Source organism: Butyrivibrio fibrisolvens (genome assembly GCF_037113525.1).
GTDB lineage: Bacteria > Bacillota > Clostridia > Lachnospirales > Lachnospiraceae > Butyrivibrio > Butyrivibrio fibrisolvens.
Map to the genome: position 1 here is coordinate 1,272,904 of NZ_CP146963.1, position 15,470 is coordinate 1,288,373.

The 15,470-nt window shown below is 40.5% G+C and carries 15 protein-coding genes; 14 read left to right on the top strand and 1 reads right to left on the bottom strand.

All coding sequences use genetic code 11. The annotated features are described in order from the left end of the window. Positions 1-287: 287 nt before the first annotated feature. The 7 genes from WAA20_RS05045 to WAA20_RS05075 all read left to right on the top strand — a co-directional run bounded on the left by WAA20_RS05045 (position 288) and on the right by WAA20_RS05075 (position 7,833). The gene (locus tag WAA20_RS05045) at positions 288-1,433 is read left to right on the top strand and encodes an ABC transporter substrate-binding protein (RefSeq protein WP_073387294.1); all 1,146 of its coding nucleotides are present in this window, start codon (positions 288-290) and stop codon (positions 1,431-1,433) included. Positions 1,434-1,494: 61 nt separating this feature from the next. Further along, entirely contained in the window at positions 1,495-3,012 is a 1,518-nt protein-coding gene (locus tag WAA20_RS05050) for a sugar ABC transporter ATP-binding protein (RefSeq protein WP_073387292.1), read from the top strand. Then, entirely contained in the window at positions 3,005-4,099 is a 1,095-nt protein-coding gene (locus WAA20_RS05055; protein WP_073387291.1) for an ABC transporter permease, read from the top strand. The genes WAA20_RS05050 and WAA20_RS05055 overlap by 8 nt, the downstream gene beginning before the upstream one ends. After that, on the top strand, positions 4,096-5,136 hold the full coding sequence (locus tag WAA20_RS05060; protein WP_073387289.1) for a sugar ABC transporter permease YjfF: 1,041 nt from the start codon (positions 4,096-4,098) through the stop codon (positions 5,134-5,136). The genes WAA20_RS05055 and WAA20_RS05060 overlap by 4 nt, the downstream gene beginning before the upstream one ends. Before the next feature lie 280 nt (positions 5,137-5,416). Continuing rightward, complete coding sequence (locus WAA20_RS05065; protein WP_081373792.1) at positions 5,417-6,592, top strand: ABC transporter substrate-binding protein; 1,176 nt, start codon at positions 5,417-5,419, stop codon at positions 6,590-6,592. A 258-nt stretch (positions 6,593-6,850) separates the two neighbouring features. Further along, positions 6,851-7,234, top strand: a complete 384-nt coding sequence (locus WAA20_RS05070; protein WP_073387288.1) for a DUF4342 domain-containing protein — start codon at positions 6,851-6,853, stop codon at positions 7,232-7,234. 176 nt (positions 7,235-7,410) lie between these two features. After that, positions 7,411-7,833, top strand: coding sequence for a metal-sensing transcriptional repressor (locus WAA20_RS05075; RefSeq protein WP_081373791.1), 423 nt, complete (start codon positions 7,411-7,413; stop codon positions 7,831-7,833). Between the two features lie 103 nt (positions 7,834-7,936). On the opposite strand, the gene WAA20_RS05080 is transcribed toward WAA20_RS05075, so the two are convergent. Further along, entirely contained in the window at positions 7,937-8,839 is a 903-nt protein-coding gene (locus WAA20_RS05080) for an AraC family transcriptional regulator (RefSeq protein ID WP_073387286.1), read from the bottom strand. Between the two features lie 443 nt (positions 8,840-9,282). On the opposite strand from WAA20_RS05080, the gene WAA20_RS05085 reads away from it, so the two are divergent. From WAA20_RS05085 to WAA20_RS05115, 7 genes are all read left to right on the top strand, one after another. Further along, positions 9,283-10,653, top strand: coding sequence for an MFS transporter (locus tag WAA20_RS05085; RefSeq protein ID WP_022759691.1), 1,371 nt, complete (start codon positions 9,283-9,285; stop codon positions 10,651-10,653). A gap of 231 nt (positions 10,654-10,884) precedes the next feature. Continuing rightward, positions 10,885-11,781 (top strand): alpha/beta hydrolase, encoded by an 897-nt coding sequence (locus WAA20_RS05090; protein WP_073387284.1) that lies wholly within the window; start codon positions 10,885-10,887, stop codon positions 11,779-11,781. A gap of 252 nt (positions 11,782-12,033) precedes the next feature. Beyond that, positions 12,034-12,201 (top strand): hypothetical protein, encoded by a 168-nt coding sequence (locus WAA20_RS05095; RefSeq protein WP_167562702.1) that lies wholly within the window; start codon positions 12,034-12,036, stop codon positions 12,199-12,201. Then, positions 12,201-13,121 carry a leucine-rich repeat protein gene (locus tag WAA20_RS05100; RefSeq protein ID WP_073387283.1) on the top strand — a complete coding sequence of 307 codons (921 nt, stop codon included), beginning with the start codon at positions 12,201-12,203 and terminating at the stop codon, positions 13,119-13,121. The genes WAA20_RS05095 and WAA20_RS05100 overlap by 1 nt, the downstream gene beginning before the upstream one ends. 90 nt (positions 13,122-13,211) lie before the next feature. Beyond that, the gene (locus WAA20_RS05105; protein ID WP_022757945.1) at positions 13,212-13,706 is read left to right on the top strand and encodes a pyridoxamine 5'-phosphate oxidase family protein; all 495 of its coding nucleotides are present in this window, start codon (positions 13,212-13,214) and stop codon (positions 13,704-13,706) included. A 69-nt stretch (positions 13,707-13,775) separates the two neighbouring features. Next, on the top strand, positions 13,776-14,252 hold the full coding sequence (locus tag WAA20_RS05110) for a hypothetical protein (protein ID WP_338802350.1): 477 nt from the start codon (positions 13,776-13,778) through the stop codon (positions 14,250-14,252). A 115-nt stretch (positions 14,253-14,367) separates the two neighbouring features. Next, positions 14,368-15,420 carry a M42 family metallopeptidase gene (locus WAA20_RS05115; RefSeq protein WP_073387279.1) on the top strand — a complete coding sequence of 351 codons (1,053 nt, stop codon included), beginning with the start codon at positions 14,368-14,370 and terminating at the stop codon, positions 15,418-15,420. Positions 15,421-15,470 lie beyond the last annotated feature (50 nt).

A 15,470-nucleotide genomic window follows, 5' to 3' on the forward strand; every position in this document is an offset into this window, starting at 1 on the left:
ACCAAAATCATTTATAGGCTACCATCCTCAGGAATACTCGACAACCTAGCTGTTTTATATGTGAGAAACCTAAGTTAGTAAAATTTCGAAACTTTATTCGTAAAAAATCAAACTTTTTTCCGAACTCAATAAAATAATAAAACTAAAAGCGAAAATAATGCATCGAATCTCAACTCTCCATACCATACAATTGGTAACAGTTACTGATTAACTATTATCTTATGAGATCAAGTCGCGTGGGGCGAGCTGATCTCACATTCCCGGAAAGGGTATGAAGGAGGGTTCAAATGAAAAAGAAGTTACTTGGTGCATTAATGTCTTCAGCAATGGTTGTAAGCCTTCTCGCAGGTTGTCAGTCAGGTGATGCAGGTACAGCAACAGAGCCTGCTGGCGGTGATACAACACCTACAGAGCAGACAGATAACTCAAATACTGATACAGCAGGAAATGCAGAAGAAGCTGAGAAGGAAGTCGCTGAGAATACTGATAACTCAGATGGGGGACTTATCAATATCGGTTTTGCACAGGTTGGACATGAGTCTGACTGGCGTACAGCTTCTACAAAGTCCTGTCAGGATGTTTTCTCAGAAGCTAATGGCTACAACTTAAGCTTTGTTGATTGCGATAATGACTCAGCAGCACAGCTTGAGGCAGTTAGAAGCTTCATCGAGCAGGATGTTGACTATATCATCATCGATCCTATCGTTTCAACAGGTTGGGACACAGTTCTTACAGAGTGTGAAGAAGCTGGTATCCCTGTAATCGTAATCGACCGTACAATTGATGACTCTGATAAATATGCAGCATGGGTTGGATCTGACTTCAAGCAGGAAGGTCTTGCAGCTGGTGAATGGCTCAATGCTTATGCAGAGGCTAACGGAATCACAGAGATCAACGCTCTTGTTATCTCCGGTACAACAGGCGCATCCGCACAGATCGGACGTTCTGACGGATTCAAGGAAGCAGCTGACAAGTATGGCTGGACAATCCTTGATGAGCAGACAGGTGACTTCACAGAAGATGGCGGACAGGAAGTTATGGAATCATACTGCAAGAGCTACGAAGGCAAGTTCAACGTAGTTGTTTGCCAGAACGATAACGAAGCTTTCGGTGCTATGACAGCTATGGACAACGCTGGTGTTACATATGGTCCTGACGGCGATGTAATCCTTATCTCTTTCGACGCTTGTACAGCAGGTCTTGAAGAAGTTAAGGCTCGTAAGATCACAGCAGACTTTGAGTGTAACCCTCTTGCAGCTCCTACAGTTGAGGAAGTTATCCAGACACTTATAAGCGGTGGCACACCTGAGACAGAAGTATACATGCCTGAGCACTGGTATGCTCTTCCTGATGCAATCGTTGAATTCTCAATCAACGGCGTAGCACAGGAAATGACAGAAGTTACAGACGCAGTTATCGAAGCACAGTATTAATATACTTAACATTGGCCAGGGCCGGGTCCGGCCCTGGCTACTTTAATTTAGGGAGGCGCGCATGGAAGAAAATGTTGTTCTGACAGCCAGAGGTATCAGTATGACATTCCCCGGTGTCAAGGCTCTTGAGGACGTTGATTTTACTCTTCGAAAAGGAGAGATTCACGCGCTGATGGGGGAGAACGGAGCCGGAAAGTCTACACTTATCAAATGTCTTACAGGTATCAATGACTTTGAGGCAGGGGAAATACATATAGACGGAATAGAAGGCCCGGTACGTAATCATTCTACAAAGGATGCACAAGAAGTAGGTATATCAACTGTATACCAGGAAGTTAATCTCTGCCCCAATCTTTCTGTAGCAGAGAATCTTTTTATTGGAAGAGAACCACTTACAAAGATAGGCACAGTCGACAGAAGACAGTATTACAAAAGAGCTGCTATGCTCATGGATGATCTTGGGATAGCAGTAGACGTATCACAGAATCTCGAAAATTACTCGCTTGCAGTTCAGCAGATGGTTGCTATAGCAAGAGCTGTAGATATGGAATGTAAGGTACTCATCCTTGATGAGCCTACATCTTCACTTGACGACGAAGAAGTTGAAAAGCTCTTCGGTCTTATGAGAATGCTGAAAGATAAAGGCGTTGGAATTATATTCGTAACTCATTTCCTTGAACAGGTATATGCAGTCTGTGACAGGATCACAGTTCTTAGGAACGGTAAACTTGTTGGTGAGTACAAGGTAGAAGATCTGCCTCGTCTTAAACTTGTTGCAGCCATGATGGGCAAAGACTTTGATGATCTTGCCAAGATCAAATCCGATACAGCAGGCAAGAGAAGTGATGAAGTCATCATAAGTGCACAGGGACTTAGCCATACAGGAACCGTTAAGCCATTCGATCTTGATATTCACAAGGGCGAAGTAGTAGGCGTTGGCGGCCTCCTTGGATCGGGCCGAAGCGAACTTGTAAGAACTATCTACGGCGCAGATAAAGCCAATACCGGAACACTTAAGGTTAAAGGCCAGGAAGTTAAGATAAATCAGCCTATAGATGCCATGAACAAAGGAATGGGCCTTCTTCCTGATGACAGAAAGGCAGAAGGAATCATAGAAGATATGTCTGTCAAAGACAATATCATCCTTGCTCTTCAGGCCAAGAACGGTATGTTCAAACTTCTTTCTCCACAACAGCAAAATGAGATCGCAGATAAATATATTGATATCCTGTCGATCAAGACACCAAGCAGAGATACGCTTGTTAAGCAGCTTTCCGGTGGTAACCAGCAGAAAGTTATCCTTGCAAGATGGCTTGCAACAGATCCTGATTTCCTGATCCTTGATGAGCCTACAAGAGGTATCGACGTAGGAACCAAGACAGAGATCCAGAAGCTTGTACTCCAGCTTGCAGAAGAAGGCAAGAGCATCATGTTCATATCATCCGAGATCTCAGAGATGATAAGAACCTGCAGTCGTATGGTTATCATGAGAGATGGGGCTAAAGTCGGGGAAATAGACGATGATCTGACCGAAGATCACGTTATGAAAGTTATTGCGGGAGGTAAGGAAAATGAGTAATGAGAAAAAAACTAAAGAATCCTTCCTTGCAAGGATCAGGAAGTCACCTCTTTTCCTTCCAATAATAGCACTTATCCTTGTAATGGCAGTAAATATCATACATGACGCAGCAACAGGCGCAAATCCTTTTGGATTCTTCATCATAAGACTTCAGAATACGACCAGTAACGGAACGATTCTGTATGGTCGTATAATCGATATTTTAAACAGGGGAAGCGAAGCTGCGATTCTGGCGCTCGGAATGACGCTGGTAGTATCAAGCTCGGCGGGAACTGATATCTCCGTTGGCTCTGTAATGAGTCTTTCAGCATCTTTTTGCTGTATGCTCCTTGCAGGCTATGGCGTATCATCTACCAACGAGCTGGCAGTTCCGCTTTTCGTAGGAATCCTTGGAGGTCTCCTTATGGGATGTCTTTGCGGATGCTTCAATGGATTCCTTGTGGCGCACCTTCACATTCAGCCCATGGTTGCGACGCTAATCCTGTATTCGGCAGCAAGAGCTATAGGACTTCTTCTTTGTAACGACCTTATCGTTTATATAAGAAATGGTTCTTATGGTATATTCGGAAGTTTCCTTGGACCGATCCCGACTCCGGTTATCATCACAGCTATCTGTGTATGTGTACTGTCCATCGTTCTTAAGAAAACAGCTCTTGGACTTTACATCCAGTCAGTTGGTATCAACTCCAAGGCAAGCCGTATTGCAGGTCTTAATTCAAAGCGTATCATCTTCCTTACATACGTTATCTGCGGCCTCTTTGCAGGAATCGCCGGAATCGTGAACTCATCCAGAATCACATCAGCCGATTCCAACAACATAGGTCTTTACCTTGAGATGGATGCCATCCTTGCAGTAGCACTTGGCGGTAACTCTCTTGGAGGCGGTAAGTTCTCACTTGCAGGCTCTATCGTAGGCGCATACACAATACAGGCCATTACCACAACACTGTACGCCCTCGGCGTTTCAACAGACCAGGCTCCTGTATTCAAGGCGATCATCGTTATCATAATCGTTGCTATCCAGTCACCACCTATCAAGGCTTATCTTAGGAAAAGAAATGCAGCAAAGGAGGTGGCTAGAGTATGAGCGCAGGGACAGTATCCAAGAAAAAAGCTTTAAATAGCCATACAATCCTTCTTGTAGTTACGATCATCCTTTTTGTAGTTTTATATGCAGGTGGTTGTATAGCTTATGGAAATAAAGGTTTTACACACCTTCAGACATTCCTCAATATCCTTATTACGAATGCAGGACTTATCTGCGTTGCATGCGGCCTTACCTGTGTAATGCTCACAGCAGGAATCGATATCTCCGTCGGCGGACTTGTTGCTATGGACTGTATGCTCCTTGCAACAGGAATGAGGAACGGAATCGGAGCAATCCCAATGATAATACTTGTACTTGTTATAGGCGTTGTCTTTGGTGCAATACAGGGTTACCTTATCGGTTATCTTGAGATTCAGCCCTTCATCGTAACAATGGCAGGAATGTTTTTTACCAGAGGTATGACAGCAGTTATCTGTACTGAGCAGGTATCTATCACAGAGCAGATGAACAAGACATTCTATGACATAGCCAATATAAAGATCAAGCTTCCATTTGGCGGATATGTTAATGGTAAAGGAATGTACATGGCTCCATACGTACGTGTAGGCGTTATCATAGCTTTAGTCGTACTGATCCTCATATTCCTGATGCTCAGATACACAAGATTCGGTCGAAGCCTCTATGCAGTAGGCGGTAATGCCCAGTCAGCAGCAATGATGGGACTTAATGTTAAGCTTATCAAGATGAAGACATACATTCTCTCATCATTCCTGTGCTCTATCGGCGGCATATGCTTCTGTCTTAATACAATGTCTGGATCAGTTCAGCAAGCACTTGGATTTGAGATGGATGCGATATCATCTGCAGTTATCGGTGGAACGCTTCTTACAGGTGGTGTTGGTAATGTTATTGGTTCCTTCTTCGGAGTACTTATCAACGGAACGATTTCATCTATTGTTAAGACCAATGGTAAGCTTGCAAGCTCCTGGCCCAATATCCTTACAGCTGCGCTATTGTTCCTCTTCATTGTAATTCAGTCTATCGCAGCAACGCTTAGAACTAAAAAATCAAAGTAATGATCATCCCCCGGTCGTCTGGCCGGGGGTGTTGTCGTGGCCTTATAGTATGTATGATCCAAAAGCTTGTCAACAATGTTCGTAGAATCTGCGCTTTTGGATCATACATGCTATAAGGCAATTTACTATATCGCCTGGCGAAAGATGGGGAGAATTGAAAATTGGGGATGATCGTGGAGAGAGCAGAGAATGATCGCTCATCTTATAGAGATTCATGGTATAATTTATCAGTGTGATAGTCAGGAAAATAGCTGTAGAAAAGGGGATTTAGTGATAATTGATGAATAAAAAAGCGGGAAGGTTATTATCAATTATTTCGATATTAAGTATTCAATTAGCATCTATATGTGGATGTGGCGATTCAGGGACATCCATTCTTCAGGATTATGGACTTTTGAACAATGATGCAGAAACGCAGGCTGGCACATTCGATACTTCTTTTAACGACATTGCTGATTCAGAGTCATTGAGCGAGGATGGTATCTACATCAATACAGGTGATGCCATAACAGTGGGCTTTTCTCAGATAGGGGCAGAGTCCGACTGGCGCCTTGCCTGCACTAATTCTATTGTATCGGCATTTACAGCTGAAAATGGTTATAACCTTATTTATGACGATGCACAGCAGAAGCAGGAGAATCAGTTCAAAGCCATAAGAGAGTTCATAGATCAGGATGTTGACTATATCATTCTGGATCCTATAGTCGAGACAGGATGGGATGGAGCCCTTTTAGAAGCCAAGGAAGCGGGGATACCTGTTATCATAGTGGATAGAAGAGTTAGCGTAGAAGATGATTCCCTGTATACCGCATGGATCGGGGCTGATTTCTATCTGGAAGGTGCAAGGGCCTGCGCATGGCTTGATGCTTATCTTGATAAAAAAGGAATTGATAAAGAGATAGGTATAATCGATATTCAGGGAACTCTTGGGGCTTCAGCTCAGATCGGTAGAAGTAATGCTCTTAAGGATGCTGTCGAAGCCCATGATAACTGGAATCTTCTTGCGGCAGAGAGCGGAGACTTCGTTAAAGCCAAGGGCCGTGAAGTCATGGAGTCGATGATAAAGGAATATGGCTACAAGATAGATGTTGTATACTGCGAGAACGATAACGAAGCCTATGGCGCCATTGAGGCGCTAAAGGATGCGGGCTACAAGATTGGAAATGATATAAATAACGGAGAAGTAATGATCATTTCTTTTGACTCCACAAGGGAAGGACTGGAGCTTACATTAGACGGGACTATAGCGGTAGATACTGAGTGTAACCCGCTTTATGGCCCTATCCTTACACAGACCATAGCCTGTCTTCATAACAATACCTATCTGCAAAAAGAAAGCTACGTGCTTGAAAGCCAGTTTTCTGCAGACAGGACGGTTTATTCTACAAGGATCGATGGCAATACCTATAAAGTGACTATATTATCTCAAGATATAATAGATGAAAGAGTATATTAATCCAAAAATCAGCCCAAATAAGTTAATCGGCCTTGGTTAAACACAGGAAAAGCGAATTAAGATACGTTATTTCGCATTTTTTGCACCTTTTTTATTTAATTTCAGATGATACAATTATTATGTAAGCGGAGTTAATATTTATCTGAGATGGTTACCTGCTCATGGCAAAGCTCCTGGGTGAGTAATTATCAGCGAAAATTGAAACTCCTTTAACATACATAATCCACAGACAATACAATAGTGAAAGGAGATAAAAAGATGGATATTACACTTGAAGCAGTAGAAAAGGTAATTGACGCTACAGGCGTTGATTTTAAGACAGCAAAGAAGGCTCTTGAAGTAACCGAAGGAAATGTCGAAGATGCGATCAAGTATCTTACTCCTGAAAAGGACAATGCAGAAGTTAAGGACATCATCGATAAGATCAAAGAGAGGGTTGAAGAGGGCAATGTAACAAAGGTTCAGATCCGTCGTAAAGATGAGATTCTTCTCAGCTTACCTGTCAACGTAGGAATAATCGGGGGCGTTGTAGGTGTAGCAGCTGCACCTTGGGCATTCATCGCAGGTGCCATCGCAGCATTCGGATTTGGATGCACAGTTGAGATCGTCAAGAAGGACGGAACAATCGATAAGGTTGAGTGACCTTATTCAGGTTTAAAGATGAAAAAAGCTGGTAAAATCGTATGGTTTTACCGGCTTTTTTGTTGCTATAATAGGGGTAACAGGAGATGATTCCGAAAACACGCAGTAAGTATATCTAGGAGTTTGAAAAAAGATTCTCAAACTCATTTGGTCACTCGTGACATGAGGTTAGTTATATGAGCAAAGAAAATGAAAAGAAATTTCATACACATATAGATGAAAATGGCAATGAGTATACACATAGCCATGACGGACATGAGGGCCATAGCCATGAACATCAGCATCATGATCACGAAGGCCATACCCACGCTCATGGTCACTCACATTCACATACCCATGATCCTAAAGAGATGAAGAAGATCATCAACCGCATCTCTAAGTCTATTGGACATATGGAGTCTGTTAAGCGTATGCTTGAAGACGGCGAAGACTGCGCTGATGTTCTGGTTCAGATAGCGGCTGTCAAATCTGAGATCAACAATGCCGGTAAGGCTCTTTTAAAAGAGCACCTGGATCATTGCATAGTTGAGGCAGTAGCTCAGAACGATATAGATTCAATCGAGAAGATGAATAAAGCAATCGACTATTTCATGAAGTAATCATCCAAACATATTTGATTAAGTAGTTATCAAAAGGTATTTCATGAAATAGTTGTCCCTGGATAGTTCATGAAATACCTTAAAAACGTCCTCGAATAAAAAATCACGTTGCTCTAGCGTATTTTTTCCTATACTGAAGAGGTGTAATACCCTCGTATTTATTGAACATATTTATAAGACCTCTTGCATCTGAGAATCCACAGTCCATTGCTATTTCGAGAACGGACTTGGAAGAGCCTGTAAGAGCATCTTTGGCAGAATTGATACGCATTCTTGTTAGGAATTCTTTATAGGTTATTCCCATATTGGATCTGAAGAATCTGGAAAAATAGCTGGCAGAGTATCCAAAGTGCTGTGCGGCAGACATCTCATTTATATCCAGCCTGTAGTTATCTTCTGTGTAGGATATTATCTTTCTTAAAATATCAGCATTTTTTCTGTCTTTTTTAGGCATTTCCATATCTTTAAGAGTCAGGTCATCTCTACAGATATAATATAAAAGCTCATGTACCAGGCCGATGAGGCGCATATTTTCGTATTTATTCAAAGCTTTTCCATCAGCATATCTTGCAAGATCTTTCATTATCTGAGCAGGTCTTTCTTCATTTGTTTTAAATACCGGCAGGAAGTACAGGTCTTCAAAGTTTGGAATGAAGCTTCGAAGGAATGAATCACTTATCTGAAGCACGGTAGTCAGTGTCTCAGGCATATCATCATATGGAGTTGTCCTGTTGGATATGACCTTGTGAATACTTCTTGAGTTAACGATGATAAAAAGATCCCTTTCCATAGGATGAGGGATTCCGTCTGTATAATAAATTCCATCATTAGAATATGAATATACTATCTCCAGCTCATTGTGCCAGTGATCCAGAACATCATTGACAGTGGAGAGGTCTTTGTTTTTATAAAGATCTTTTTTGTGTACATTTAATATCTTAAAAGGCATCTCAGTATGGTAATGGACTACTTCATAAGAGATGTCTTGAGTACTTGAATCTGGCATATTTTTCCCTATAAAAAACTGTTTGGTTACTAAATGCGTTAACGATGCAGGATTACTAGTGTGCTGGCTGGTTCATATTTGATTAAATATGAATTAGACAGTACACTAGCATGCTTCATGATATCTGATGCTGTTGGTGTTAAATTGGATAACCCAATCTAGATATCATGTTGAGCATAATATGGACAATTATATATAGAAAAAATAAAGGAAGTCAAGAAAACGTAATTTTTTTGGCAAGAAATGTAAAGAGCAAATTATCAATTTTTAATATATTAGTATCCAGAGAAGGAATTAAGGGTCCGACTTCATAATAGCCATTATGGTGGCATCAAGGAGTGATACGGCGGCTTACTGATCTAGAGCTCATGCCTATGCAAGAATGGCAGTACGAAAGGTTAGTAGCAGCCGGATCGAGGACCCTATATAAAGGGAGGAAACATATGGAAGCTATATACGAACAAAGTCAGGACAAGAAAGTACGTCTTTCTGCCACAGAGAAGTTATCTTATGGAATCGGAGACTGCGGCGCCAATGTAATAGTTGCTCTGGCATCATCTTTTCTCACAGGATATTATACAGATACTGTAGGAGTTGCTGCAGCTGCTATAGGAACCATGATGCTGCTATGCAGAGTATTTGATGGTATTACTGATCTTATTATGGGTGCACTTGTTGACAAGACTAAGTCAAAATATGGTAAAGCAAGGCCATGGCTTTTGTGGACAGCACCACTTATGGGAATATCACTCTTTTTGATATTCAACGTACCGGCATCACTTGGTGCAACTGGTAAGCTTATCTACATCTATCTTACATATATCTTCCAGAACTGCATCATCTATACAGCTAACAACCTGCCTTACAATGCACTTCTTAGCCGTATGACACTTGATGTACAGGACAGAGCTCAGACAGCTTCTATCAGATTCGTGATGACTCAGGTTACTTCACTTATTACAAACGTCATCACAGCTAACCTTATAGCAAGCGTCGGCTGGAGATCAATATCAGCTATCTATGGTACTGTTGCATGTGTTATGTGCGTTCTGTGTTTCCTTGGAGTAAGAGAGCACGTAGATGCTGAGGATGATGGAACAGTCAAAGTAGAAAGAGTTCCACTTTCAAAGGCTCTTCCGGCACTTTTTAAGAACAAATATTTCTTCATTCAGGCACTTATGTTCATGTTCCTGTACATCAACGTAGTAACAACAGGTTCTATGACCTACTATTTCTGCAACAGCGTACTTGGTAATATCGCATTTCTTTCATGGACATCAGTAGCCGGAACTGTACCTGCTATGATCGTAAATCTTATGATGCCCGGACTTGTTGCAAAGTTTGGAAAAAGAAAACTCATGATCACAGGCGCAACAATCATGGCTATAGGCTCATGCATCATCGGAGCAGCAGGTTCTAACCTTCCACTTGTAGTACTCGGCCTTATTGTTAAGGGATTTGGTACAGGACCTATCATGTCAGGAATATTCGCTACAACAGCTGACGTAGTTGACTATGGTGAATGGAAGACAGGAGTTCGTTCTGAAGGACTTGTTAACAGCTGCACAAGCTTTGGTATGAAAGTTGGTATCGGTCTTGGATCAGCAATCTGCACATGGATCATCGCAATCGGCGGATATGTAGGAACTGCAGAAGTTCAGACTGAGTCTGCTCTTGCATCAATCCGATTTGGTTATGGATACTTTGGAGCAATCCTGTCACTGGTAGTACTTGCACTGTGCATCATCATGAACATTGACAAGCACATCGACCAGATTCAGAGAGACCTTGAAGCTAAGAGATCTATGGCTTAAGTCTGAGAATCAAAGTTAAATTAGTGAGTATTTGATAAGTGTATATTTTGAAAAATACATGGCTGCAAGTAGAGATATGCAGATAAAAATAAGAAGCTGATTGATGAAGAAACGATAAAAAAGGTAAAATAATACCAAAACGAGTATAATCATATAATTGATCTATACAGAATAAAACTAAGAATAGCGAGAGAATATAACAATTAGATATAACAAGTAGAGGTAATAATTATGTCAAAAGCAAGTGATTTTATAAGAGAGAATTTCGCCAAGGGCGATGCTGCAAGAGATGCAGGACTCACAATTCCGGAAGACGTGATCAGATACAGTGATATCAAATACGGTGATAAAGGACAGCACCCTGAATGGCAGCTTCTTGATGTATACAGACCGGGAGACGTTCCGGAAGATAAAAAGCTCCCTGTCATCGTTGTAATCCACGGCGGCGGCTGGGTATATGGCGACAAGGAAGTATACAAGTTCTATTCAGCATCTCTTGCTCAGAGAGGCTTTGCAGTAGTTTGCTATTCCTACAGACTTGCGCCTGAATACACATTCCCATCAAGCCTTGAAGATTCCTGTGCAGTTATTAACTGGATCGTAGATAACGAAGATAAATATGGTTTCGACCTTGATAACATCTTTGGTGTAGGCGATTCTGCAGGCGGTACACTTATCGGCCTTACAGCTGCATTCCTTACAAACAAGGACTATGCTGACAAGTTTGATTTTACAGCATCAGACAGATTCAAGTTCAAGGGAATTGCATTTAACTGCGCTGCATTTGAGATTAAGGCAGTAAAAGAAGCTGATGACAACATGGGTTCACTCATGGATGACCTTTTTGGCAAAAAAGTTACAGATGATGACCTTGATGTTATGAATGCAGGTAACTATATTACTGGTGCATATCCGCCATCATTCCTTATGTCTGCAACAGGAGACTTCCTTAAGGATGAGCTTCCTAAGATGGCAGAAGTTATGATCAGGAATTCTGTACCATTTACCTGCAAATACTATACAAGCCCAAATGGAGAGCTTGGACATGTATTCCACTGCAATATGAGGCTTCCTGAAGCAACTCAGTGCAATGACGACGAGGCACAGTTCTTTAAAGATCTTATGTAAAAAGATATATAGTGCTAACGCATTAGTATTCCCCCTTCGAGGTGGACAAGAGAAATAATAAATCTTGTGCCGCCTGGAAGGGGGATTTTTGTTTAATAACAAATGTCGTTCGTCGGATTAAATATTCAATTCGTCGGATTGGGTAGTTTGAAAATGTATTAAAAGCTACAATTTTGGAGGCATTAGATCTGACAAAAGTGGACATGGATGCTTATGATAAATGTATAGAAATGAATAATTAAGAGCTACAGAATGAAGAAGAAAAAAGAAATAATTATATGTGCAATAGCAATAATTGTACTTTTTTTGCTACTATTTTTTTTCCATAAGTATGAGTATAAAAAGGGAAACTGGTATCTTATAGACAGTAATGGAAATTTTATTTCTAATATTTTTTATAAGGATAAAGAGGAAAAATGATGAGAAAGATAAAGATTGTATTATCGTTAATTGCTGTTTGCATTGGTTTTGTATTATTAGCCTCGAAGCTTATTTTTCAAAGACATTGGGTGGGAGATTATCAGGTGTTAATTGATAAAAACCTAAAAACTTTGTCGATATATGGGTATCGTGGAGACGAAGAGGTGGTTATCCCAACTGAAATAGGGCTGTTTGAGGTGAAATATATTTATAATGATACATTTAAAGACAATTTAGATATTACATCTGTTTTGATACCGAAAGAGTATAGTGCTTATTTGGATTTTAGTGGGTGCATTAACTTAAAGAAAATTGAATTCGAAGAAGGAACAATGGTTGCTAAGGTATGTGTCTCTGAATGCGAGAGTTTAGAAGAAGTCGTAATTCCAGAAGGAGTAGAAATAATAAGTGGCTGGTTTATTAACTGTCCTGGATTGGGAGATATAAAGTTTCCTAGTACATTAAAAAAAGCGAGAAAACACGATTTTGATAATTCAAATCTATATGAGATACACAAGAATGAAAAATATTATGTGGTTGGAGATGGTGTATTACTTTTTTTTAATGGAGACTACAATCAGGACATTGTGGTACCAAAAGGGGTTAAGAGTTTTGATGATTACATTCCAAAGGATGAGGTGGATCCAAGAAAAGTTTTTATTCCAGATACAATATCAATACTCCGTACACAAATATCTGATGGAGATACTTTTTATTTTGGAGACGGAGAATTTGAAAGTCTAGATTTGGATTGCTTAGAGCATGGTGTAAATGGAACAATTATTGCCCCTGCCGATTCCTATGTCGAGGAATACTGTAAAGAAAACGGCTACACATTCCGCGTTATGACAGACGAGGAAGAAAAGGAGTGGCGTGAAAAGACAGAGGCAGCTGTATCAGAGATAACCTATCAGGAGTAAATTGACGGATAAATCTACAAAAATTATAATTATTGCAAGTTCTAATGTTGCAAGATTACTCTATCATACAAGCTCAAAGTGGAGGTTATTATGTTCAGGAAGATGAGAAGATTCAGGCAGCAGCTACCGGATGAAGAGGCAATCAAGATCCTTGAAAATGGCAAAACAGGCGTACTTGCTGTTAATGGTGATGATGGTTATCCGTATACAGTTCCTATCAACTATCTGTATAGGGACGGTAAGATCATAATCCATGGTGCCAAGGCAGGTCATAAGTATGATGCCATGCTTAAAAGTGATAAGGTATCCTTCTGCGTTATCGACAAGGATGAAGTCGTTCCGGATAAGGTAACCAATTACTTTAGAAGCGTAGTAGCTTTTGGACGAGTTAAGATAATAGAAGATGAAGACTTAAGAAAAGAAGCCGCGCTTGCCATAGGCAGGAAGTTCTCTCCTGAAGAAGCTGTTCAGGAAGACATGAGAAGATCATATGCCAATGTTGTTATGTATGAAATTAGTATAGAACACCTGACAGGCAAAGAAGCTATAGAGCTTGTAGCTATGAAGGCGGCTCAAGATAAATAACTAAATTGGAAAAAAGGTTTAATTGGAGGATAGTTTTTTCACTTTTGGGTGATTAATTGTATTAGAATAATGACGAATAACAATGGAGCATTAAATGCATTAGCTAAAATAATTATTGGTGGAATGATACTCGTTTTTATTATTCCCTTGATCTTTTTGGGGCCTTTGGCTTTTCTTTTTATTGTAGGTTCTATTTTTGAAGGAGATTCAAGAAGAGTTAATGATACGTATGTATCTCCAAGCGGAATCTATCAGGTGGAGAGTATCAACGATTCTGCCGGAGCCATGGACCAAGGTGAAAGCTTCCTGTGTTTAGAATTTATAGAAGATGGTGAAGAGTATCCTGTAGAAGGAGATAAGCCGTCAAAAAAAGCGGTAGAAATTGATGATATTCATGGCAGATACGCCGCAGAGTATGAGGTTGAGTGGATTTCGGATGACAGCTTTACGGTTACATGGAATGATTATGATAATGAATATATAGCCGATGTCGTAATAGATGGAAGAAGCTGTACAGTAACTAATACACAGACGACTGCCAAATGATATTTATGACGTCTTGAACGAAGTGACAATAATTCATAATTTTGTTAAAAATGGTATAGTGTATTTGAAAAAAGATTTTTGAAAAACAACTTAAGAAAGAATAAAGGTGTTAGAAATGGCTAGAAAGAAAAATGATTTTAAAGTTTACACAGATTTTATCATGGAGAAGAGTAAGGAGCTTCTGTCAATTGACTCTCCTACAGGCTATACAGATGATGCAGCAGCCTGGGTCAAGAAGGAGTTTGAAGCACTTGGCTTTAAAGCTTCATTTACAGGTAAGGGCGGAGTACTTGTAGAGCTTGGTGGCAAGGACAAGAAGAATGGTCTCTTCCTTGAAGCTCACACAGATACACTTGGTGGTATGGTTTCTTCTATTAAGGGAACTGGTCGTCTTGTGGTAACACCTCTTGGCGGAATGAATGCCAACAATGCTGAGACAGAGAATGTCCGCATTGTTACTAAGTTCGACGGAGATTATGAAGGAACATTCCAGCTTACTAACGCTTCTATCCATGTAAATGGCGAGTACAATGATATCAAGAGAACCTTTGATACCTGCGAAGTTGTCCTTGATGAAGATGTTAATTCTAAAGAAGATGTTGAAAAACTTGGTATAAGCGTAGGCGATATCGTATGCTTTGATCCTTGTACACGTATCACAAAGTCAGGTTATATCAAGAGCAGATTCCTTGATGATAAGTTCAGCGTAGGTATACTTCTTGGATATGCCAAGTATCTTAAGGATAACAAGATCACTCCAAAGCGTGCAGTATATGTACATGTAACTGTATTCGAAGAAGTAGGTCACGGCGGATGTGCATCAGTTCCTGAAGGCGTAACAGAAGCAATCTCAGTTGATATGGGATGCGTCGGCGAAGGTCTTACATGTACAGAGCGTCAGGTATCCATATGTTCCAAGGATAGCGGCGGACCATACGCTTATTCAGTAGTTAAGGGACTTATAGAAGCTGCTAAGAAGATGGGCGCTGACTATGCTGTTGATGTATATCCTCATTACGGATCTGACGTAGAAGCTACACTTCGTGCAGGCTTTGATGTTAAGCATGGTCTTATCGGCGCAGGTGTATATGCTTCTCACGGTTATGAGAGAAGCCATAGAGACGGAGCTGAGAATACACTTAAACTTCTTATAGGCTATATAGATTGATATTTAATAAGTATTAAAAAGGTATGTTTTTTTGTGAGTAAATAACAGAA

Bases quoted from the DNA above. Each gene is read 5' to 3' on its own strand.
- WAA20_RS05110 (WP_338802350.1), top strand. From the start codon at position 13,776: ATGACGAATAACAATGGAGCATTAAATGCATTAGCTAAAATAATTATT.
- WAA20_RS05085 (WP_022759691.1), top strand. From the start codon at position 9,283: ATGGAAGCTATATACGAACAAAGTCAGGACAAGAAAGTACGTCTTTCT.
- WAA20_RS05070 (WP_073387288.1), top strand. From the start codon at position 6,851: ATGGATATTACACTTGAAGCAGTAGAAAAGGTAATTGACGCTACAGGC.
- WAA20_RS05115 (WP_073387279.1), top strand. From the start codon at position 14,368: ATGGCTAGAAAGAAAAATGATTTTAAAGTTTACACAGATTTTATCATG.
- WAA20_RS05090 (WP_073387284.1), top strand. From the start codon at position 10,885: ATGTCAAAAGCAAGTGATTTTATAAGAGAGAATTTCGCCAAGGGCGAT.
- WAA20_RS05080 (WP_073387286.1), bottom strand. From the start codon at position 8,839: ATGCCAGATTCAAGTACTCAAGACATCTCTTATGAAGTAGTCCATTAC.
- WAA20_RS05065 (WP_081373792.1), top strand. From the start codon at position 5,417: ATGAATAAAAAAGCGGGAAGGTTATTATCAATTATTTCGATATTAAGT.
- WAA20_RS05050 (WP_073387292.1), top strand. From the start codon at position 1,495: ATGGAAGAAAATGTTGTTCTGACAGCCAGAGGTATCAGTATGACATTC.
- WAA20_RS05055 (WP_073387291.1), top strand. From the start codon at position 3,005: ATGAGTAATGAGAAAAAAACTAAAGAATCCTTCCTTGCAAGGATCAGG.
- WAA20_RS05100 (WP_073387283.1), top strand. From the start codon at position 12,201: ATGAGAAAGATAAAGATTGTATTATCGTTAATTGCTGTTTGCATTGGT.
- WAA20_RS05075 (WP_081373791.1), top strand. From the start codon at position 7,411: ATGAGCAAAGAAAATGAAAAGAAATTTCATACACATATAGATGAAAAT.
- WAA20_RS05045 (WP_073387294.1), top strand. From the start codon at position 288: ATGAAAAAGAAGTTACTTGGTGCATTAATGTCTTCAGCAATGGTTGTA.
- WAA20_RS05105 (WP_022757945.1), top strand. From the start codon at position 13,212: ATGTTCAGGAAGATGAGAAGATTCAGGCAGCAGCTACCGGATGAAGAG.
- WAA20_RS05095 (WP_167562702.1), top strand. From the start codon at position 12,034: ATGAAGAAGAAAAAAGAAATAATTATATGTGCAATAGCAATAATTGTA.
- WAA20_RS05060 (WP_073387289.1), top strand. From the start codon at position 4,096: ATGAGCGCAGGGACAGTATCCAAGAAAAAAGCTTTAAATAGCCATACA.